This window comes from Pallidibacillus pasinlerensis (assembly GCF_009996845.1).
GTDB lineage: Bacteria > Bacillota > Bacilli > Bacillales > Caldibacillaceae > Pallidibacillus > Pallidibacillus pasinlerensis.
In genome coordinates, this window is the sequence record NZ_JAACYS010000074.1 from 1 (window position 1) to 16,083 (window position 16,083).

At 35.1% G+C, this 16,083-nt stretch carries 11 protein-coding genes, 3 pseudogenes and 1 riboswitch; of the genes and pseudogenes, 2 read left to right on the forward strand and 12 right to left on the reverse strand.

Going from position 1 to position 16,083, the window contains the following annotated elements; all coding sequences use genetic code 11:
* Window positions 1–133 precede the first annotated feature (133 nt).
* The 10 genes and pseudogenes from GW534_RS13430 to putP all read right to left on the reverse strand — a co-directional run bounded on the left by GW534_RS13430 (window position 134) and on the right by putP (window position 11,295).
* Window positions 134–316 (reverse strand): response regulator, encoded by a 183-nt coding sequence (locus tag GW534_RS13430; protein WP_202630940.1) that lies wholly within the window; start codon window positions 314–316, stop codon window positions 134–136.
* A 356-nt stretch (window positions 317–672) separates the two neighbouring features.
* Window positions 673–1,802, reverse strand: a pseudogene (locus tag GW534_RS13435) (DUF819 family protein).
* 39 nt (window positions 1,803–1,841) lie between these two features.
* A complete protein-coding gene (locus GW534_RS13440; RefSeq protein ID WP_161921524.1) occupies window positions 1,842–3,176 on the reverse strand; it encodes a helix-turn-helix domain-containing protein in 1,335 nt (444 codons plus the stop codon).
* Window positions 3,177–3,845, reverse strand: a complete 669-nt coding sequence (locus GW534_RS13445; RefSeq protein ID WP_312854675.1) for a M15 family metallopeptidase — start codon at window positions 3,843–3,845, stop codon at window positions 3,177–3,179.
* Window positions 3,846–4,115: 270 nt separating this feature from the next.
* Window positions 4,116–5,180, reverse strand: a complete 1,065-nt coding sequence (alr, locus tag GW534_RS13450; RefSeq protein ID WP_312854676.1) for an alanine racemase — start codon at window positions 5,178–5,180, stop codon at window positions 4,116–4,118.
* A gap of 166 nt (window positions 5,181–5,346) precedes the next feature.
* Window positions 5,347–6,477: an alanine dehydrogenase gene (ald, locus tag GW534_RS13455; RefSeq protein ID WP_161921531.1), complete on the reverse strand. Its 1,131-nt coding sequence runs from the start codon at window positions 6,475–6,477 to the stop codon at window positions 5,347–5,349.
* Between the two features lie 112 nt (window positions 6,478–6,589).
* The gene (locus GW534_RS13460; protein WP_161921525.1) at window positions 6,590–7,849 is read right to left on the reverse strand and encodes a PucR family transcriptional regulator; all 1,260 of its coding nucleotides are present in this window, start codon (window positions 7,847–7,849) and stop codon (window positions 6,590–6,592) included.
* A gap of 205 nt (window positions 7,850–8,054) precedes the next feature.
* Window positions 8,055–8,789 (reverse strand): annotated as a pseudogene (locus GW534_RS16540) (UPF0236 family transposase-like protein); the annotation flags it as partial.
* Window positions 8,790–8,945: 156 nt separating this feature from the next.
* A complete protein-coding gene (locus tag GW534_RS16545; protein ID WP_312854677.1) occupies window positions 8,946–9,359 on the reverse strand; it encodes a UPF0236 family transposase-like protein in 414 nt (137 codons plus the stop codon).
* A 445-nt stretch (window positions 9,360–9,804) separates the two neighbouring features.
* Window positions 9,805–11,295, reverse strand: coding sequence for a sodium/proline symporter PutP (gene putP / locus GW534_RS13470; protein WP_161921526.1), 1,491 nt, complete (start codon window positions 11,293–11,295; stop codon window positions 9,805–9,807).
* 366 nt (window positions 11,296–11,661) lie between these two features.
* On the opposite strand from putP, the gene GW534_RS13475 reads away from it, so the two are divergent.
* On the forward strand, window positions 11,662–12,762 hold the full coding sequence (locus GW534_RS13475; protein WP_161921527.1) for a YkvI family membrane protein: 1,101 nt from the start codon (window positions 11,662–11,664) through the stop codon (window positions 12,760–12,762).
* Between the two features lie 107 nt (window positions 12,763–12,869).
* Here GW534_RS13475 and GW534_RS13480 read toward each other — a convergent pair whose 3' ends face one another.
* Together GW534_RS13480 and queC are read right to left on the reverse strand one after the other, a co-directional pair.
* The gene (locus tag GW534_RS13480; RefSeq protein WP_161921528.1) at window positions 12,870–13,409 is read right to left on the reverse strand and encodes a VUT family protein; all 540 of its coding nucleotides are present in this window, start codon (window positions 13,407–13,409) and stop codon (window positions 12,870–12,872) included.
* A 16-nt stretch (window positions 13,410–13,425) separates the two neighbouring features.
* Window positions 13,426–14,091: a 7-cyano-7-deazaguanine synthase QueC gene (gene queC, locus GW534_RS13485; RefSeq protein WP_161921529.1), complete on the reverse strand. Its 666-nt coding sequence runs from the start codon at window positions 14,089–14,091 to the stop codon at window positions 13,426–13,428.
* Between the two features lie 124 nt (window positions 14,092–14,215).
* Window positions 14,216–14,258, reverse strand: a riboswitch (PreQ1 riboswitch).
* Between the two features lie 196 nt (window positions 14,259–14,454).
* On the opposite strand from queC, the pseudogene GW534_RS13490 reads away from it, so the two are divergent.
* Window positions 14,455–15,437, forward strand: a pseudogene (locus GW534_RS13490) (DmpA family aminopeptidase).
* Window positions 15,438–16,083: the final 646 nt, after the last annotated feature.

The following is a 16,083-nucleotide window of genomic DNA, read 5'->3' on the forward strand; positions in this document are numbered from 1 at the left end:
ATACTCATACTAAATGTCGTAAACCTTTACACATAACGAAAAAAATACCAATTGTAAAATTGGCATCCAGTTCTAAATCTTTTAAGACTCTATAAATTTTTTAATGCATATCTTTTTATTCCGTTTTGCTTCTTTAAACGTTAAAAGTTGGGACAAGGGACCTGTCCCCATAGCCATCCGATTTAAAATCTTCCCAGCCTTCTTTACCGGTCGAAGCCCAAGTGACAAAGAAGCCCTCCTTCCGCAAATGATCACTTAAAATGCGCGCGATTGACGCATCATCTTCAACGATTAAAATTTTTTCCTTATTATCCATACCCTGTCCCTCTTTCACTTTTGATTATAAAAGGTTTATATAATGACCTTTGATTTCTTTATTTTCATTTAATAATTAGTTAATGAACAGTTTATAATTGTTGTAATGAACATACCGCGTTTTATTACTTACCCTTGGCTTGATAGTAAACGATATGGATGGATGTTGACAACGATAAAATTAGTTTGAAGGAAAATGATGAAGAGAGACGAGTGAGGATGTTTAATCACGATATAGAATCTTAAAACATTTTTCTTTAAAAACAAATATGGACACCGCTTTCTAATATACGGTGTCCTTTTCAATCTATTAATATTTAAAAGATTTTAACACTAAGGCTTCAAAATATTAAATTTTTATAAAAAGCTACTTAACCAGTAACCTATTGCTGATCCAGCATAGTTACCAATAATATAACCTAAAGTTCCTACAAGCAATATCGGTCCTACAAGTTTTGTCCATCCCTTTGAAATGGCCATAGCCGCAGCTGTTGTCGGACCTCCAATATTCGCATTACTTGCAAGGATAATTTCTTCCAATGAAAACTTAGTCACTTTACCAACACCAAAGGATATTAATGAATACCATGGTGGTTACAAATATAAAGATTAGTGGTGCATTTTGTAAAATCAATGGTAGTGATGTAAGAACACCAATCACGACGAAGAAAATATAAATCAAGTACGTTCCAATTTCTTGTGCTCCATTAATATTCTCAAAATTCTTAGGGAAAATTGTAACGAAAATCATCGTTAGTGTTGTTAACATTAAATAGTTATCGCCAAAAATTCCATTTAAAATGTTTAAAAATACATTTACATTTTCTCCTGAAGGAATTAAATTATAAAAAAATCCAGCAATCGTAAAGGACAATGCTACAATAGCAAAGGCTGTTCCTACCGCTTTACCAATATCTAATAATGAGATGTCCTTCCGCTCCCAATATGAAGCAGCTAGGAATCAATATTAACACGAGAAAATAAATGGCCATTAACATATTATCCGCAACAGCAGTAGCTGAAACAAGATCCCCCGGTGTTTCAAACTTCGCTGACATTGCTGCAAAGTTTACTCCTCCTCCGATGTATGAACCAGTGATCATCGCAGATATTTTTTCTAAATCAGGAATATATTCTTTCAATGCAAAGAATGCGATGATTGCACCTGCTACTGTACCAATTGAACTAATTAAAAATATTACTAGAAGTCAACCACTTTCATTCCATATCTTTAATATATTTGAACGAAACAATAGTAATGGAATAGCTAGTGGTACAACATATGTCCAAACCGTATCATAAACTGGAGATTCCGTTGGGATAATATTAAAGTTGGCTAATAACATTGCCCCAACAAGAGCAATGATCGCTCCGGAAATTCTAGATGCCCATTTGTATTTTTGCTCTAAATAAATACTAATTGCTGCCCAACCGGCTAAAAATCCCCATAATAGCCAAGTATCATCCGGCTGAATAAGTGTATTCATATTCCATCCCCCATTTGTTCATTTATTAATAACTTCAAATTAATTAACATCCTTTATTAACCATGAATCAAAATTTAATGAATAGATTTGTCTCGGTCTGCCACGGTGGGCTGGTTGTTCCTGACCTGTAACCGCTGCCAATTCTGCCTGTTCTAATTTATTTAAAAGCCTTCTTGCGCTTCGAAGAGTAATGCCTAATCCACTTGCTAATTCATTTGCGTTTACGGTAGTTTTGCCATGAACATCGAAAAAGGATAACAAACGATTGATTGTTGAGACACTTACATTTGCTTTTTCAGCAAGGTCTAAAAGCTGTTTATTATCGTTACGTAAAGAATAGCTAATTGGAGATGTCCCCCTTGTCGGACCATAAATTTCTCCATTTTCATCGTATATGTAATAATTCGTGTTCGTCTTTTTCGCTTTTTTCAATGCCTCGCGTGCGTGTAACTCCGCTTCATTTGCAGTTTTTCCTATTCCTATCCCCATATTAGCCCGCATATCTGTTTGTTGAAAAATATCATTAAGCAACTTATTTTCAGTTGAATCTTTTTGTCCTAATTTTAACGCTCCTCGAGTCGTAATAAATTTCAATTCACGACGATCGGTCCATTTAATAATCGATTGAGACTTTTCTCCATAATCTACAAAAATATGTTTGAGAGCTAGTAACCTACGTTCTAACTGGTAGTCTGTTAAATGATCCTGTTTAAAAATATGTTCCAAATCAATAATGCCTATTGCAATTTGAGATTCTTGTTCACGCAGACTTCGAGCTGTAGCCAAAATTAGTTGTAGGCGGTTTCTAATTGTGCTCCGTGTCGGAATGATCCGTAGTGCAGGCACACCTAATTTGACCAATTTTTCATAAACAGACCCGACACAAGTAATTGCGACTTGAATTTGTTCGTTTTTCCATAATTCGTAATGGAAACGAACCATATTTTCTAAATCATACTTGTCCTGATCATCATAATAATAAGTTTTGTGCACTTTAATTTCTAATTCACTTAAACTTTCTTCAACTTCATATTTTTGTAGATTATCAATACTCATTTTTAATGATTGGTATTGTAAATTAAATTTTGGATCCACTGTTAGTTTAAAAAGAACCCGATATAAAGCTGTTCCTTCAAAAGGAATGTAAAACATAGGTTTGTTAATTTTTAAATGTCTGTTTACTATGTGATAAGGTAATGATCCAGCAAACAGGATAATTTCATATGCTTCTTCATATTCTTTTACAATTTTTATCACTTCATTTTCGTATAAATAAGTTAGATAAATTAAATGTAGCTCTGGATATTCTTCGGCAACTTCCATTACTACCTTTTCTATATCATATGGCCCTATAGCAAGCACTCGAATTTTCATTTAGCACACTCCACTAAAATTCCTTTTAAACTCGAGCTCTAAAATCCCTCCATATATTGCGTCATTACCTGTCTTCATTCCCCAATTTTGATTACCAAAATCATAGTGCCACCATTCCTCATCAAAATTCGTAAAACCAACGTTTTCCATAACTTCCTTTAAAATTCTACGGTTCTCTCTAATCACTTTTTCTTCCTCATTTGGATACATTATCTCTTCAAAATAATTCGTTCTTGACTTTTTTGAAAAATCGTCAAAACCTGTACCCATGTTTAAAAAGCCTTCATCTGTTACAATCGTCAAATCAATGGCTCCACCTGTTAGATGATTTGAAGGACGATTTTTATCTACCGATGGATAGTCTACATATTTTGCCAATTCGTTGTTGAGCTTTTCACCAGTAAGTCCTTTTTCTTGTAGTTCCTTTTTCAAGTTTTCATATAGTGCCATTTGTACTCTAAAAGGACGCCAGCCATCAAAAACAAGAAAATAATAGTTTTCTGGTAAAGAGTTTGCTGCTTTTAATAAGCGTTCGACAGCTCCTTCTCTAAGATAACAATCATTGATTGCACCAGGAATATCCTTTTCATAATAGTATGGTTTTAATAATATTTTTTTTGATATTCCAGATAAGGAGATAAGTTTTTCGTGATTTTCATTAATCGGCACATTCTCTTTTAATATATTAATCGATTGTCAACTCCCTTCTGAATGATAAAAGATGGAAATTAAAATTTCTATCTTTTATATTATATAAATTTTTAGAATACTCTATTTATATAATATCTTAACCGAATATTTACCGTCAACGTCCGTAAATAGACCGAAAATATAAATAAAGTTCCTACTATATAAAACACTAATAATAATGGACGCATTTTTTATGAGTGTTTAATCGATATGCCCAATTTACCACTACCTCTTTACCTTTTAAGGGTTTCATCCATGTATTAGCAAGCTTTTTTGAGAAATGATATTCCCATTCTCAATATATACACGAGGTACACGTTTTCCAATAAGACAAGACGTTTCATAATGAATCGTATTCATTATCTTCGCTACTTCACCAATGGAAATATACCCTTCCTTAGGATCACCAAAAATCGTAATAATATCATCGATTGTCACATTTTCTATGTGGCTAACATCAATCATTGATTGATCCATGCAGACTCGACCAACAATCGGTGCTCTTTTTTGCTTGATAGTAACATAACCTTTATTTGATAAGGAACGAGATAATCCATCGGCATATCCGATAGGCATTGTGGCGATTAATGCTTTCTCTTTCGGAGCATATGTACATCCATAACTAATTGGTTCATTTGCTTTCACAGTTTTAAGATAAACTGGTTTTGTTTTAAAAGTCATGGCTGGTCGTAAAGAAATGAACGATTCCAAGTGCTCTTCTGGATACAAGCCATATAAACTAACGCCTACCCGGACCATATCTAGATGCATTTCACGGTATTGAATCGTTGCAGCACTATTACAGCAATGGGTAATCGGAATATGAACACCATTATTTTCTAAATACGTAACAATTTCCATAAATTTATTGAATTGCTTATTCGTATACGTAGCATCATGATTATTGGCATCAGCAAAATGAGTATAGATGCCTTCTAAATAAACATAATCCGATTTAATTTTTTGTACAAAGGCGTATGCTTTCTCCCGATTTTGAATCCCAATTCTATGCATTCCGCTATCAATTTTTAAATGAATGTTAACCGTAACTTTTAACGTTTCTGCCACTTCTTGTATTTTTTCAATCACTTCCTCTGTAAAAACGGTTAACGATATGCGTTCTTCAATTGCTGTTTTTACGGACTCAGGAGGTGTATACCCTAAAACTAAAATAGGTGCATCAATTCCAGCTCTTCGTAAAATTAATGCCTCATCTAATATGGCGACTGCTATATAATCTGCACCTGCTTTAATCGCGGATTTAGCAACTTCCACACTACCATGTCCGTACCCATCCGCTTTAACAACAGCCATCAATTTCGTATTGTTCTAGATATAACTTTTAAATGTCGCTACATTATATTGAATAGCATCTAATGAAATTTCTGCCCAAGCTGTTCGATAACTTCCAAACTTCATGCATTTCACCCCTTTGTTGAATGGAAAAAGGGCTGCTAGGAATCAGCCCTTAAAACTGTATTTAAACTGTTACTTGAAGTCTTATTGCTTCTTCAACTGGAACGTATTCATAACCAAGATCGTCTGCGACAGCTTTATTTGTTACTTTACCAGCAATCACATTTACACCGGTTTTAATTGGTGCACTTGTTTCAATCGCTTTTTCCACACCTTTTTGTGCAATTTGAATGGCATATGGAACTGTCACATTTGTTAATCCAACAGTCGCTGTTCTTGGAACTGCACCAGGGATATTGGGAACAGCATAGTGAAGAACATCATGGATGACTTCAATTGGATTATCATGGGATGTTGGTTCATTGATCGTTTCAAAGTTTCCACCTTGGTCAATGGCAACGTCCACGATAACTGAACCAGGTTGCATAGACTTAACCATTTCCTCTGTAACAAGTTTTGGTGCTCTTCTACCTGGAATTAATACAGAACCGATTACAATATCAGAATCCTTCACTGCTTCTGCGATGTTATAAGAATTTGACATTAATGTTTGAACTTGGTTACCAAAAATTTCTTCTAATTGACGTAGACGAGCAGGGTTTAAGTCGATAATTGTTACATCTGCACCAAGACCGATGGCAATTCTAGCCGCATTCTCACCAACAACACCGCCACCAATAATCGTAACTTTTCCACGTTTTACGCCTGGAATACCACTTAATAAAATGCCTTTTCCGCCTTTTGATTTCTCTAAAAATTGTGCACCGATTTGTGCAGCCATACGACCGGCAACTTCACTCATAGGTGTAAGCAAAGGAAGTGTATTATTTACAGTAATTGTTTCATATGCAATAGCCGTTACTTCATTTTCAACTAACGCTTTTGTTAATTCAGGTTCAGCTGCTAAATGAAGGTATGTGAAAAGGATTAAACCTTTACGGAAATATTTATACTCGGCTTCAAGCGGTTCTTTAACTTTCATGATCATATCAGCTTTCGCCCATACCTCTGAAGCGCTTTCAATTATTTCAGCACCAGCTGCTCTATATTCATCATCAGAAAAACTACTGCCTAAACCAGCACCAGATTCTATTATAACCGTTTGACCAGCATTAACTAAGTTCACTACACCAGCAGGAGTTAAAGCAACACGATTTTCATTGTTTTTTATTTCCTTAGGTACCCCAATAATCATACTCTCCACATCTCCTCTAATTGAATTTACACTTTAATCATAATTCTTTTCTAAAATAATTTCATTATTTAAAAGAATAAAATTAAGAGTGGGGGTTTGTGAATTTACACAATTAGTGATAAACTTTGTGAATCAGTAAATCAAGATATAAGTTCGTTTTAAGACTTGAATCGTTTAAATCAATCTCACATATTTCAGCTATCCTCTTTAAGCGATAGTTCATCGTATTTGAGTGAACATGAATCTTTTTTGCAGCCAAGTTAACATTACTATCATTTTTTAAATATACTCGTAAAGAATTTAGTAAATCCGTATTATTCTCTTCATCATACTCTTTTAACTTTTCAATGACTTCATTTCGATAATTTTCTTTCATTCTAATTCGATATAAATCATCTAGAAATTGATAAATCCCTAGATCTTGATATAAATAAACATTTTCAAGCTCGTTAGGAAATTTCCTTTTCAGCTCTAATACTTTATTTGCCTGCATATAGCTATAATGTAACGATGATGGAGTATCATATATCAATCCACTACTTCCTATTACATGATCGATTTGTAGTCTATTACAAAGCCTATCAATAAATATCTGAATATACTCATGAATAGCAGATTTTGTATCGTTTTCTTTTTTTAATTGAACAAGTAAAATGAGCTGATGTTGATCAAAGAAACGGCCAACAATGTTTACATTGCTCAGTGTTTCCACTAAATAAAAAGCATGTTTTTTTACCAACTCAGTCACAGATTCTACTTTTTCAAAATCGATAATAACAATGGATAATTTTCCACTTAAATTCATATCAAATTGTTTTGCTAATTCATGAATTTTATTTTCCTCTTTAAAATCCCCCAAAAGCAACTGCCAAAAAAAATCGCGATACTGCTTTTTACTTTTTCCTGTTTTATTAAGGACATATAAAAAATATTTTTTCGCAAATTTTGAAGCTTCAATGAACAACTCTAAATCATCATTTCTTATTGTTTTTTCTTCTATATGCGCCCATATAAACCCTAAAATTTCATCATTTTCTCGAATAGAAACAGTAACTCTATTTCCTAAGCCAACACTCGGAATTGCTGGTATTATAACAGGTTTATCACTTTCTAATAGTTTTTTCATTACCCCATTTTTCCATAAACAATCAATTACTTTATGCGGTACTTGTCTTTGAATAATTGTAGATAGACGCGCTTCATCAATATTTTCATGATGTTTACTATAAGAAATCAATTGATGATTTGCATCCTCTATTGTTATTGGACAATCTAAAACTTCAGCAAGGAAATCTGCTAATTTTTCCGGATACTTATAAATTTCGCTATTAAGTGCTTCATATAATCTTTGCTTTCTTGATGTATGGCTCAAACAGTACCCCTCCATTCTTAAAAAAGGAAAAAAGTAGATATCTTCTTTTATGTCCCTTACTATTATTAAAATATAAAGAATATATATTTGTCCAATTCCACAAATAAGAAGATTAAGTCAAGTATTTGTGGGTAGTTTTTTTTCCCTAACAATGAAAGCGGATTCACTATTTTAGGGTACTCTCTTGATAAAAAATTTGTCTTTTTTAAAATCCGGCCAACTCCTTTAAAGTCTTGTACACTGGAATATTTGCCTTACCTTTTAGGTATAGGAGATTGTCTCTTGTGACTTCACCAATTGTACTTGTCACCTTTTCTACGTAATGTTTTGGTGGATTCTTTTCCTCCTTGGTTTCTGTCCATCCTTCGACTTTCCCAAATAATGTTTTCAATGCCAGATTGTCTAGGAAAGCCACCAATCCAGTAATCATGGCACTTACGCCTTTTTCTACCCAGCTACGTCCATTTTTGAGCCTTTTTGCGAAGACACTCATCGTTCCCTCGGCACTTCCCATTGGACGCATTCCTTTGGTGTCAATACCTTGTTCTTGGAGCCACTTCCGGTAATCCCCGAGGGCTTCAGGATATTTTTCTAGTTGACGAATCAATTGGTCAAGACGTTCTTCCTGATCCTCTGTCTCTCGTGTTCCAACAGCACTGTTTAATTCCGTAAGTAGTTTCTGACTGTCATAGGACGCTAGTGCCTTTTGCATTTGGCGATAGCGAGGATCCTTACGGAATAAGCTGCGAATATCCCTTGCCACGTGGAAACGGTCAATTGAAAAGAATGCCCTGCCTTTAAAATGGTCTCGACAGGCTGTAATCCATCCGGCACCATCCTCGTTTATTACTAGCTTATGGACAGTTGGGTCATACTCGAAGTTTTCAATGAGAAAATCCTCAAACGCCTCCCAAAATGGCTGGTTCCCACGGTGAATAAAATGGCGTTTGTCTTTCTAACTTACTCGTTTTCCGTTGATTTCCCAGCCCTGATGAACCGCTGCAATTTTTTCTCCCTTGCCTCGTTTTCCTTTTCCTTGACGTTTCACCTATAGGCCGTCCACTTCCACGAATAGGAGAGGATAGTTTACAGGCTGTCACTCTTTTGGGATACTTTCAATCTGTAACAGGTGTTGACGTATAGCTTCGTGACTAATCACTCGGTATCCTAAAAGTGTTTCAAGCGTGTGTTCTGCCTTTCGATAGGATGGCCCTGTAATGGCAAGCTCTAGAGCCGCTTCTTCTATCAGCGGACTAAAGGAGCCGGTCCCTTCGAATTCCAAAGAGCGATCAAGCAGATAGACATATTCACCTTTCTCCCTGTCTCGGTAGTAGTTCCGTTTCACCTTTATTTCGCCAAAAAGACTGATCATAGTGGTGGTACGCTTATCGAGTAGACGATAACGCTTTTTATTTCGTTCTTCAGCAATCTGCTTGTCCATGTCCTCTAATAGTGTTTTCATGACCTTTGAGAAGGTTTCCTGTAATTGCCTCCAAACTAATTGCTCAATCTGTTTTAAATTTGGATATACTGTGTTATTCTTTTGCGTGAGGGGTTACTCCTTTGTTTGTGATTTAGTTTTGGTTGACTAAGATTCTACCAAGGAGTAACCCTCTTTTTCATGTTATTTGCTTATTAACTACCGCGCTTTCGCTTGGTGGCCCCCTCATTTGTTGAGCGTTCTAACGTTCCCTCAACAAATGAGGGGGTTGAATTTTGCCCACAATAATTTTACTCATACTTGTTGTAATAATCTATCAATTTTATTACGAATGATTCTATCGATTTAATTGTATTGAAAAATAGATTTTTAATCATCAATTATTATAAAACTTAAAGTTATTTTGTTAGGTGTCATATAAAATAAAAGAGCTCCTGGACATGCCAGAAGCTCGATGAACGTTTGATTCAAAGAATCACCAATAGATGTAATCGATTTCATTGTTGAAACTTATCTATTCCAGCTCTTCTTCCAATAACTTCAAAGTCTCATTAAATTCTTTTTCCACTTTAGGAATTGGTTTATACGTGAGCTTACTAACCATAACGGCAACGATGAAATTTAAAAGAAAACCTGGTACAATTTCATAGAGATAGTCCCTTAGTGCTGTATTTCCCCATATAAATACAGTAACAGCACCGACAATCATCCCGGCTAGAGCTCCGTGACTAGTGAATCTCTTCCAATATAACGAAAGGAGGATGATCGGCCCAAAAGCTGCTCCAAATCCTGCCCAAGCAAAGGCAACTAAATTTAATATTGTATTCGTTTTTTCCCAAGCTAAAATTAGAGCCACAATCGACACCACTAAAACAGCAATTCGACCAAGCAAAATATATCGTTTTTCCGATGCATCAGCTTTATAAATCGCTTTGTAAATATCCTCAACTAAGGCAGATGAAGTTACAATGAGTTGTGACGAAACGGTACTCATAATTGCTGCTAATACAGCCGCTAATAAAATCCCTGCGATAAACGGATGGAATAAAGTTTGCCCCATTTGGATAAAAACGGCTTCAGGATCCGATAGTTCTACTCCTGTATTTTTTTGGAAATAGGCAACTCCGACAAATGCTGTTGCGGCTGCACCTGCCAGTGTTAAAATCATCCAGCCAATTCCAATTCGACGGGCTTGTTTCGTCTCTTTTGCCGTCCGAATCGCCATAAACCGAACAATAATATGTGGTTGTCCAAAATATCCTAATCCCCAAGCAAGGGATGAAATAACCCCAGAAACAGTTGCTGTTGCAGTTAAACTTAACCAATTAGGATTAAAATCTTTTACTGCACCAATCGTCTCGCTTAGTCCTCCAGTGGTGAATACACCAATGATTGGAAGTGAAATAAGTGCTAAAAACATAATTGTCCCCTGCACAAAGTCCGTGTAACTAACAGCAAGGAATCCTCCGACTAATGTATAAAGAATTATCACAGCACCAACAATAAATAATCCTAAATGATAGCTATAGCCAAAGGAACTTTCAAAAAACACTCCACTTGCCACAAAACCTGATGATACATAAAAAGTAAAATAGACTAAAATAATAATTCCGGATACAATCCGTAAAATTTTCGCATTTTCTTTAAAACGGTTATCAAAAAAACTTGGTATCGTAATTGAATCATTCGATATTTGAGTATATACCCTCAGTCGCGGTGCTACAATCTTCCAATTTAACCAGGCCCCTATGGTCAGGCCAATCGCAATCCACCATTCCACTAAGCCTGCAACATAAATGGCTCCTGGGAGGCCCATCAACAACCATTGTGACATATCTGCCGCTCCGGCACTTAATGCAGAAACAGCTGGACCAAGACTTCTCCCACCTAACATGTAATCATTGAGGTTATGAATGCGACGGTAGGCATAAAATCCTATGGCTATCATCGCAAGAAAATATAGAATGATGGCGAATAATTGAAAAACACTCTCTGATAATTGCATATAATCCCCCCCTGTTTCATTATATTATTTTATATTAGCATAAAATTACCATTGTTGAAATATTCTCCATTTTTACAAAAAACTTCTAAAAGATTCACTCTTTTCTTAAAAAATGTGTCAGGTGATAGAAACTAGCTTAGTTTGCACTCTTAATAAGTTTCCTTTCCCTCTACATTATTTTTGAAATGTTTACCAGAAAGGGGTATTATCAAAAAATGTAAGCGTTTATTCATTTTTACAAAAAATCACGCTTTATTTTTATTTTTTCAATAAATTAATTATTACAGAATTTTGATATATTGTTTTTGAAGGGGATTTTCTATCATCAATGGAAGACATTAGATAACAAGGGGGAAATTTTAAAATATGAAAGATATCTTAAAAATTGGAAGCGCTTTTATCGGGATTATTGTCGGAGCAGCCTTTGCATCCGGTCAAGAGATATTACAATATTTTACCAGTTTTGGATTAATCGGTTCTATTGGTGCAATTATTTCAACAGTAATATTTGCCTATTGTGGGATGGTTCTTGTCTGGTTAGGAAGTCGTACAAAGGCTACTTCTCACAAAGAAGTAATTTATCAAGTAAGCGGTCGACTAGTAGGGACCATTATTGATTACGTTTTAATTTTTACACTTTTCGGTATGGGAATCTTAATGATTGCTGGTGCAGGTGCTAGTTTACACCAACAATTTGGTTTACCATACTTTGTGGGTTCCTTAGTCATGACTTTACTAGTTTTTGTTTCTTCTCTATTAAACACCAGTCGTGTCGTTTCGATCATTAGTAGTGTATCACCATTTTTAATTATTTTAATTATCATTATTTCAGTTTATACTCTTGTGACATTAGATAGCTCATTTGCATCGTTAAACAAATTAGCAACTGCTGTAGAAACACCTTCTTCACTTCCGAATTGGTTCGTCTCTAGCCTTAACTATGCTTGTATGAACCTTACACTAGGTGCATCTATGGCGATTATATCGGGAAGTACAATTAAGGATCCGAAAATCGCGGCTTTCGGTGGACTTGTTGGTGGTCTCGGACTAGGAATTTTAATTCAACTTGTCCACTTTGCCATCTTCATTAAAATTGAAGAAGTTGCCACTCTTGATATGCCGTTACTCGGTATTATCAATGAAATTTCACCAATTTTTGGAACAATAATGTCCATTGTCATTTTCGGAATGATATTTAATACAACAGTGAGTGTAGTGTACGGTTTTGTTGCACGACTTGCACAAACTGGCACAAAGAAATTTAATGTTATTTTAGTAATTACACTGATCAGTGAATTTGGATTAAGTTTTATTGGTTTTACTGGTCTTGTTTCAAGTTTCCTTCCATTAGTCGGTTATTTGGGTGTTATCTTAATTGCCGCACTTATAATTGCGCCATTTAGACTGAAAATAAACAACTCAGATTCTGAATTAAATTCAAATCAATCAAAAGATAAACTTGCATAATCATGAGAAAACGACAGAACGTAGTAGCCCACTAGGTTCTGTCGTTTTGTTTTCTGTACCCAATTTCAATAGCTTAAATATTTTCAAAAATTACATTAATTCTTAGATTAATAAATGACCGCTCTTAACTTCGGATGCTTTACTATTTGAACAATTGTAAGTGCACCGATACATTGGAAAAGAATTTTCACAATAAGTTGACTTAAAATCGCCACTGGAACAGCTTCCCATGGAATAAATCCAGCTCCTAAAGGACTTAATCCTAAAATAACAAAGATAGCAGAATCTAAAAATCCACCAACAATCCCACTAAAGAAGACTCGCCAGCCAATCGACAATTTTAATCGTGTATAAATTTCCGTATCTGACGCCTCTGAAATTAAAAAGGACACGGCGGATGCCATTACGATCATTAACGTATCACCGAGTAAGTAAGAAACGATAGCTGATAAAACTAAAGCAGTGGCTATGAATAGATATGTTAATTTCCTACCGTATTTATTTTGCACAATATCACGGAAAATAAATGTACATCCGATTAAAAATGTTCCGATTGGAACAATAAATATACCGATTTCTAATGGTTGAAAGGCTGCCGTCAACACATTCGCTAGAATTATAGAAGCTAAATATAAAAATACTCTCATCATACATTCTCCTTCATCAATGTGTTGATTTTTTACTTTGAATATATTTTTCATACCCTTTTCTACGGAGGACACAAGCAGGACACTTTCCACAACCGTCGCCAATAATGCCCTCATAACAAGTTAACGTTCTAGTTTTAATTAATTCCAGTACACCTAATTCATCAGCTAATTTCCAAGTTTCCGACTTATCCAACCACATTAACGGCGTATGGATGGCAAAGTTTTGATCCATTGCTAAATTGATTGTGACATTTAATGATTTAACGAACGAATCACGACAATCTGGATAACCACTAAAATCCGTTTCACTTACCCCTGTTACTAAGTGCTTTGCACCGACTTGACTGGCTAAGACTGCGGCAAAAGATAAAAATAGTAAATTTCTTCCAGGAACAAAGGTTGATGGTAATTCGCCATTCTCCCCATCTTTTATTGCGATATTATTTCTTGTTAATGCATTCGGCGTAAGTTGATTTAATAAATCCATATTCAAAATATATTGCTCAACACCAGTCTCTTTGGCTATGGCTTGGGCACATTCGATTTCTTGCTTATGTCGTTGGTTATAATCAAATGTGACAGCAACCACCTCTTTAAATGTCTTTTTTGCCCAAAACAGACAGGTTGTGCTATCTTGACCACCACTAAACACAACAACCGCCTTTTCATCTTTTAACATGTAAACTACTCCTTTCCAAAGAGAGAAGCAGTACTAAGGGAAGTACTGCTTCTCTCTTAGTTTTTTTATAGAGGGTGACTATAACCTCATAACAAACAAAAAAGCCATACTAACGAAAGTATGACATTCCTTAGTTTTTTATAGAGGGTAGCTAGGACCTCTGCCGCAAGGTGCGGACTTTTTTATTAAATTGTCTATATTAATGGAATCATAAGATGGGATATTTTTCAAGTTTTTTCAAAGTAGCCGTTTGCCTTTTATGTAGCATTTTAATTTTTCTTAAACCAGAAGAATCGTGCAACTACAAAACCAATTTAACTCCAAAAAGTTTATAATGAATAAAAAACATATAAGGAGTAACCAATGAAAAAAGGAAAATTCAACGCAATTACAGATGTGGCCGGTGTAAAAGTAGGCCATGTGACGCTTTATGAAAAGTTAAATGAAGAAGATACGATTTGTACTGGGGTGACGGCGATTCTTCCCCATGATGGGAATATTTTTGAACAAAAGGTCCCTGCCGCTAGTTTTGTCTTAAATGGCTTTGGTAAAACGGTGGGACTTGTTCAAGTGGAAGAGCTCGGTGTTATCGAGTCACCGATCATGCTTTCAAACACCTTCAGTGTCCCTGCTGTTCTTCAAGGGACGTTAGAGTATATGTTAAAAGAAAATCCAGCAATTGGCGATGCGACGAGTTCACTAAACATTGTTGTCGGTGAATGTAATGATAGTTATTTGAATTCCATGCGCTTAATGGCGATAAAACCCGACCATGCCATTGAAGCGATCCTAACCGTGAAAAGTGGCCCGGTTGAACAAGGTGCGGTCGGCGCAGGAAAAGGAATGATTTGTTACGGTGTAAAGGGTGGGATTGGTTCTGCTTCAAGAATAGCGGAATATGAAGATGTGCAATATACCGTTGGTGTCCTGGCTCTCACAAACTTTGGTCGCAAAGACGAATTAAAAATAAAAAACTGGGAAAAGGATAATTTGGAAAAACCAGATGGCTCTGTCATTATTGTTGTCGCAACAGATGCTCCTCTTTCTGATCGACAGTTAAAACGAATAGCCAAACGTGCAGCAATCGGTTTAGGACGAACAGGAACAACAGTGTCAAATGGTAGTGGGGATATTATCATTACCTTTTCCAGTGGATACACGATCCCTCATGATCAAGCGAAATGACTGATACTCGAACACTCCTTCATGATCACCATCCGATGATGAACGAGATATTTGCTGCCACCGTTGAAGCTACCGAAGAAGCAATCTATCAATCACTATACCATGCGGAAACGACAGTAGGAAGGAAAGGTCGAGTCATCCAGTCGATTCATGATCATTAATTGGGGAATTAAGGGGCTTGCCCTCTGTGCTTTTATGTATGAAAGTTACGAGGGATAGGCCTCTATATCGAAATTGAACCGATGGACCCGTCCCTCTGTCCCTACATAAATTTCCTCCTTTTCTTTTATATTCCAATATATTTTACTATAAAGTTTAATATTTTGAAAATTCTTTATTTTTTTACGAACATCTTCTAATCTTCTATATTTCTATAAAAATGATTACTTCTAGTGAATTACAATTTATTATTCTCCTTTTATATATGAAAAAAATTCACACCTGTTCAATTCATTAAGAACAAGGTGTGAATACCCTTATATTTATTATAGTAATTAAAATTTAATTACTCCTTCAATCTTATAAAACTTTGTTGAAATAGGAAATTAGATATATAATATTAGTAAAATTCTAATAGTATTTATACTTTTTTATTAATATTATATTTTAAGCTATTTATTTTTGTAAAAATATATAATTTATACAATTCTTGTTTGAAAAATAAAAAAAAACAGATTCCACAGACTGCAACTACAGTCAATGTCCTCTGTATCGTTGAATATTTGCAGACTGCAACTACAGTCTTACACATATTCATAACTTATTATAATGATTCAATATTATTATGTCAATTTCAATTTTTACTTT

Coding starts and splice junctions, on each gene's coding strand:
- GW534_RS13475 (WP_161921527.1), top strand. CDS start 11,662: ATGAAAGATATCTTAAAAATTGGAAGCGCTTTTATCGGGATTATTGTC.
- GW534_RS13440 (WP_161921524.1), bottom strand. CDS start 3,176: ATGAAAATTCGAGTGCTTGCTATAGGGCCATATGATATAGAAAAGGTA.
- putP (WP_161921526.1), bottom strand. CDS start 11,295: ATGCAATTATCAGAGAGTGTTTTTCAATTATTCGCCATCATTCTATAT.
- alr (WP_312854676.1), bottom strand. CDS start 5,180: ATGGCTGTTGTTAAAGCGGATGGGTACGGACATGGTAGTGTGGAAGTT.
- ald (WP_161921531.1), bottom strand. CDS start 6,477: ATGATTATTGGGGTACCTAAGGAAATAAAAAACAATGAAAATCGTGTT.
- GW534_RS13430 (WP_202630940.1), bottom strand. CDS start 316: ATGGATAATAAGGAAAAAATTTTAATCGTTGAAGATGATGCGTCAATC.
- GW534_RS13480 (WP_161921528.1), bottom strand. CDS start 13,409: ATGAGAGTATTTTTATATTTAGCTTCTATAATTCTAGCGAATGTGTTG.
- queC (WP_161921529.1), bottom strand. CDS start 14,091: ATGTTAAAAGATGAAAAGGCGGTTGTTGTGTTTAGTGGTGGTCAAGAT.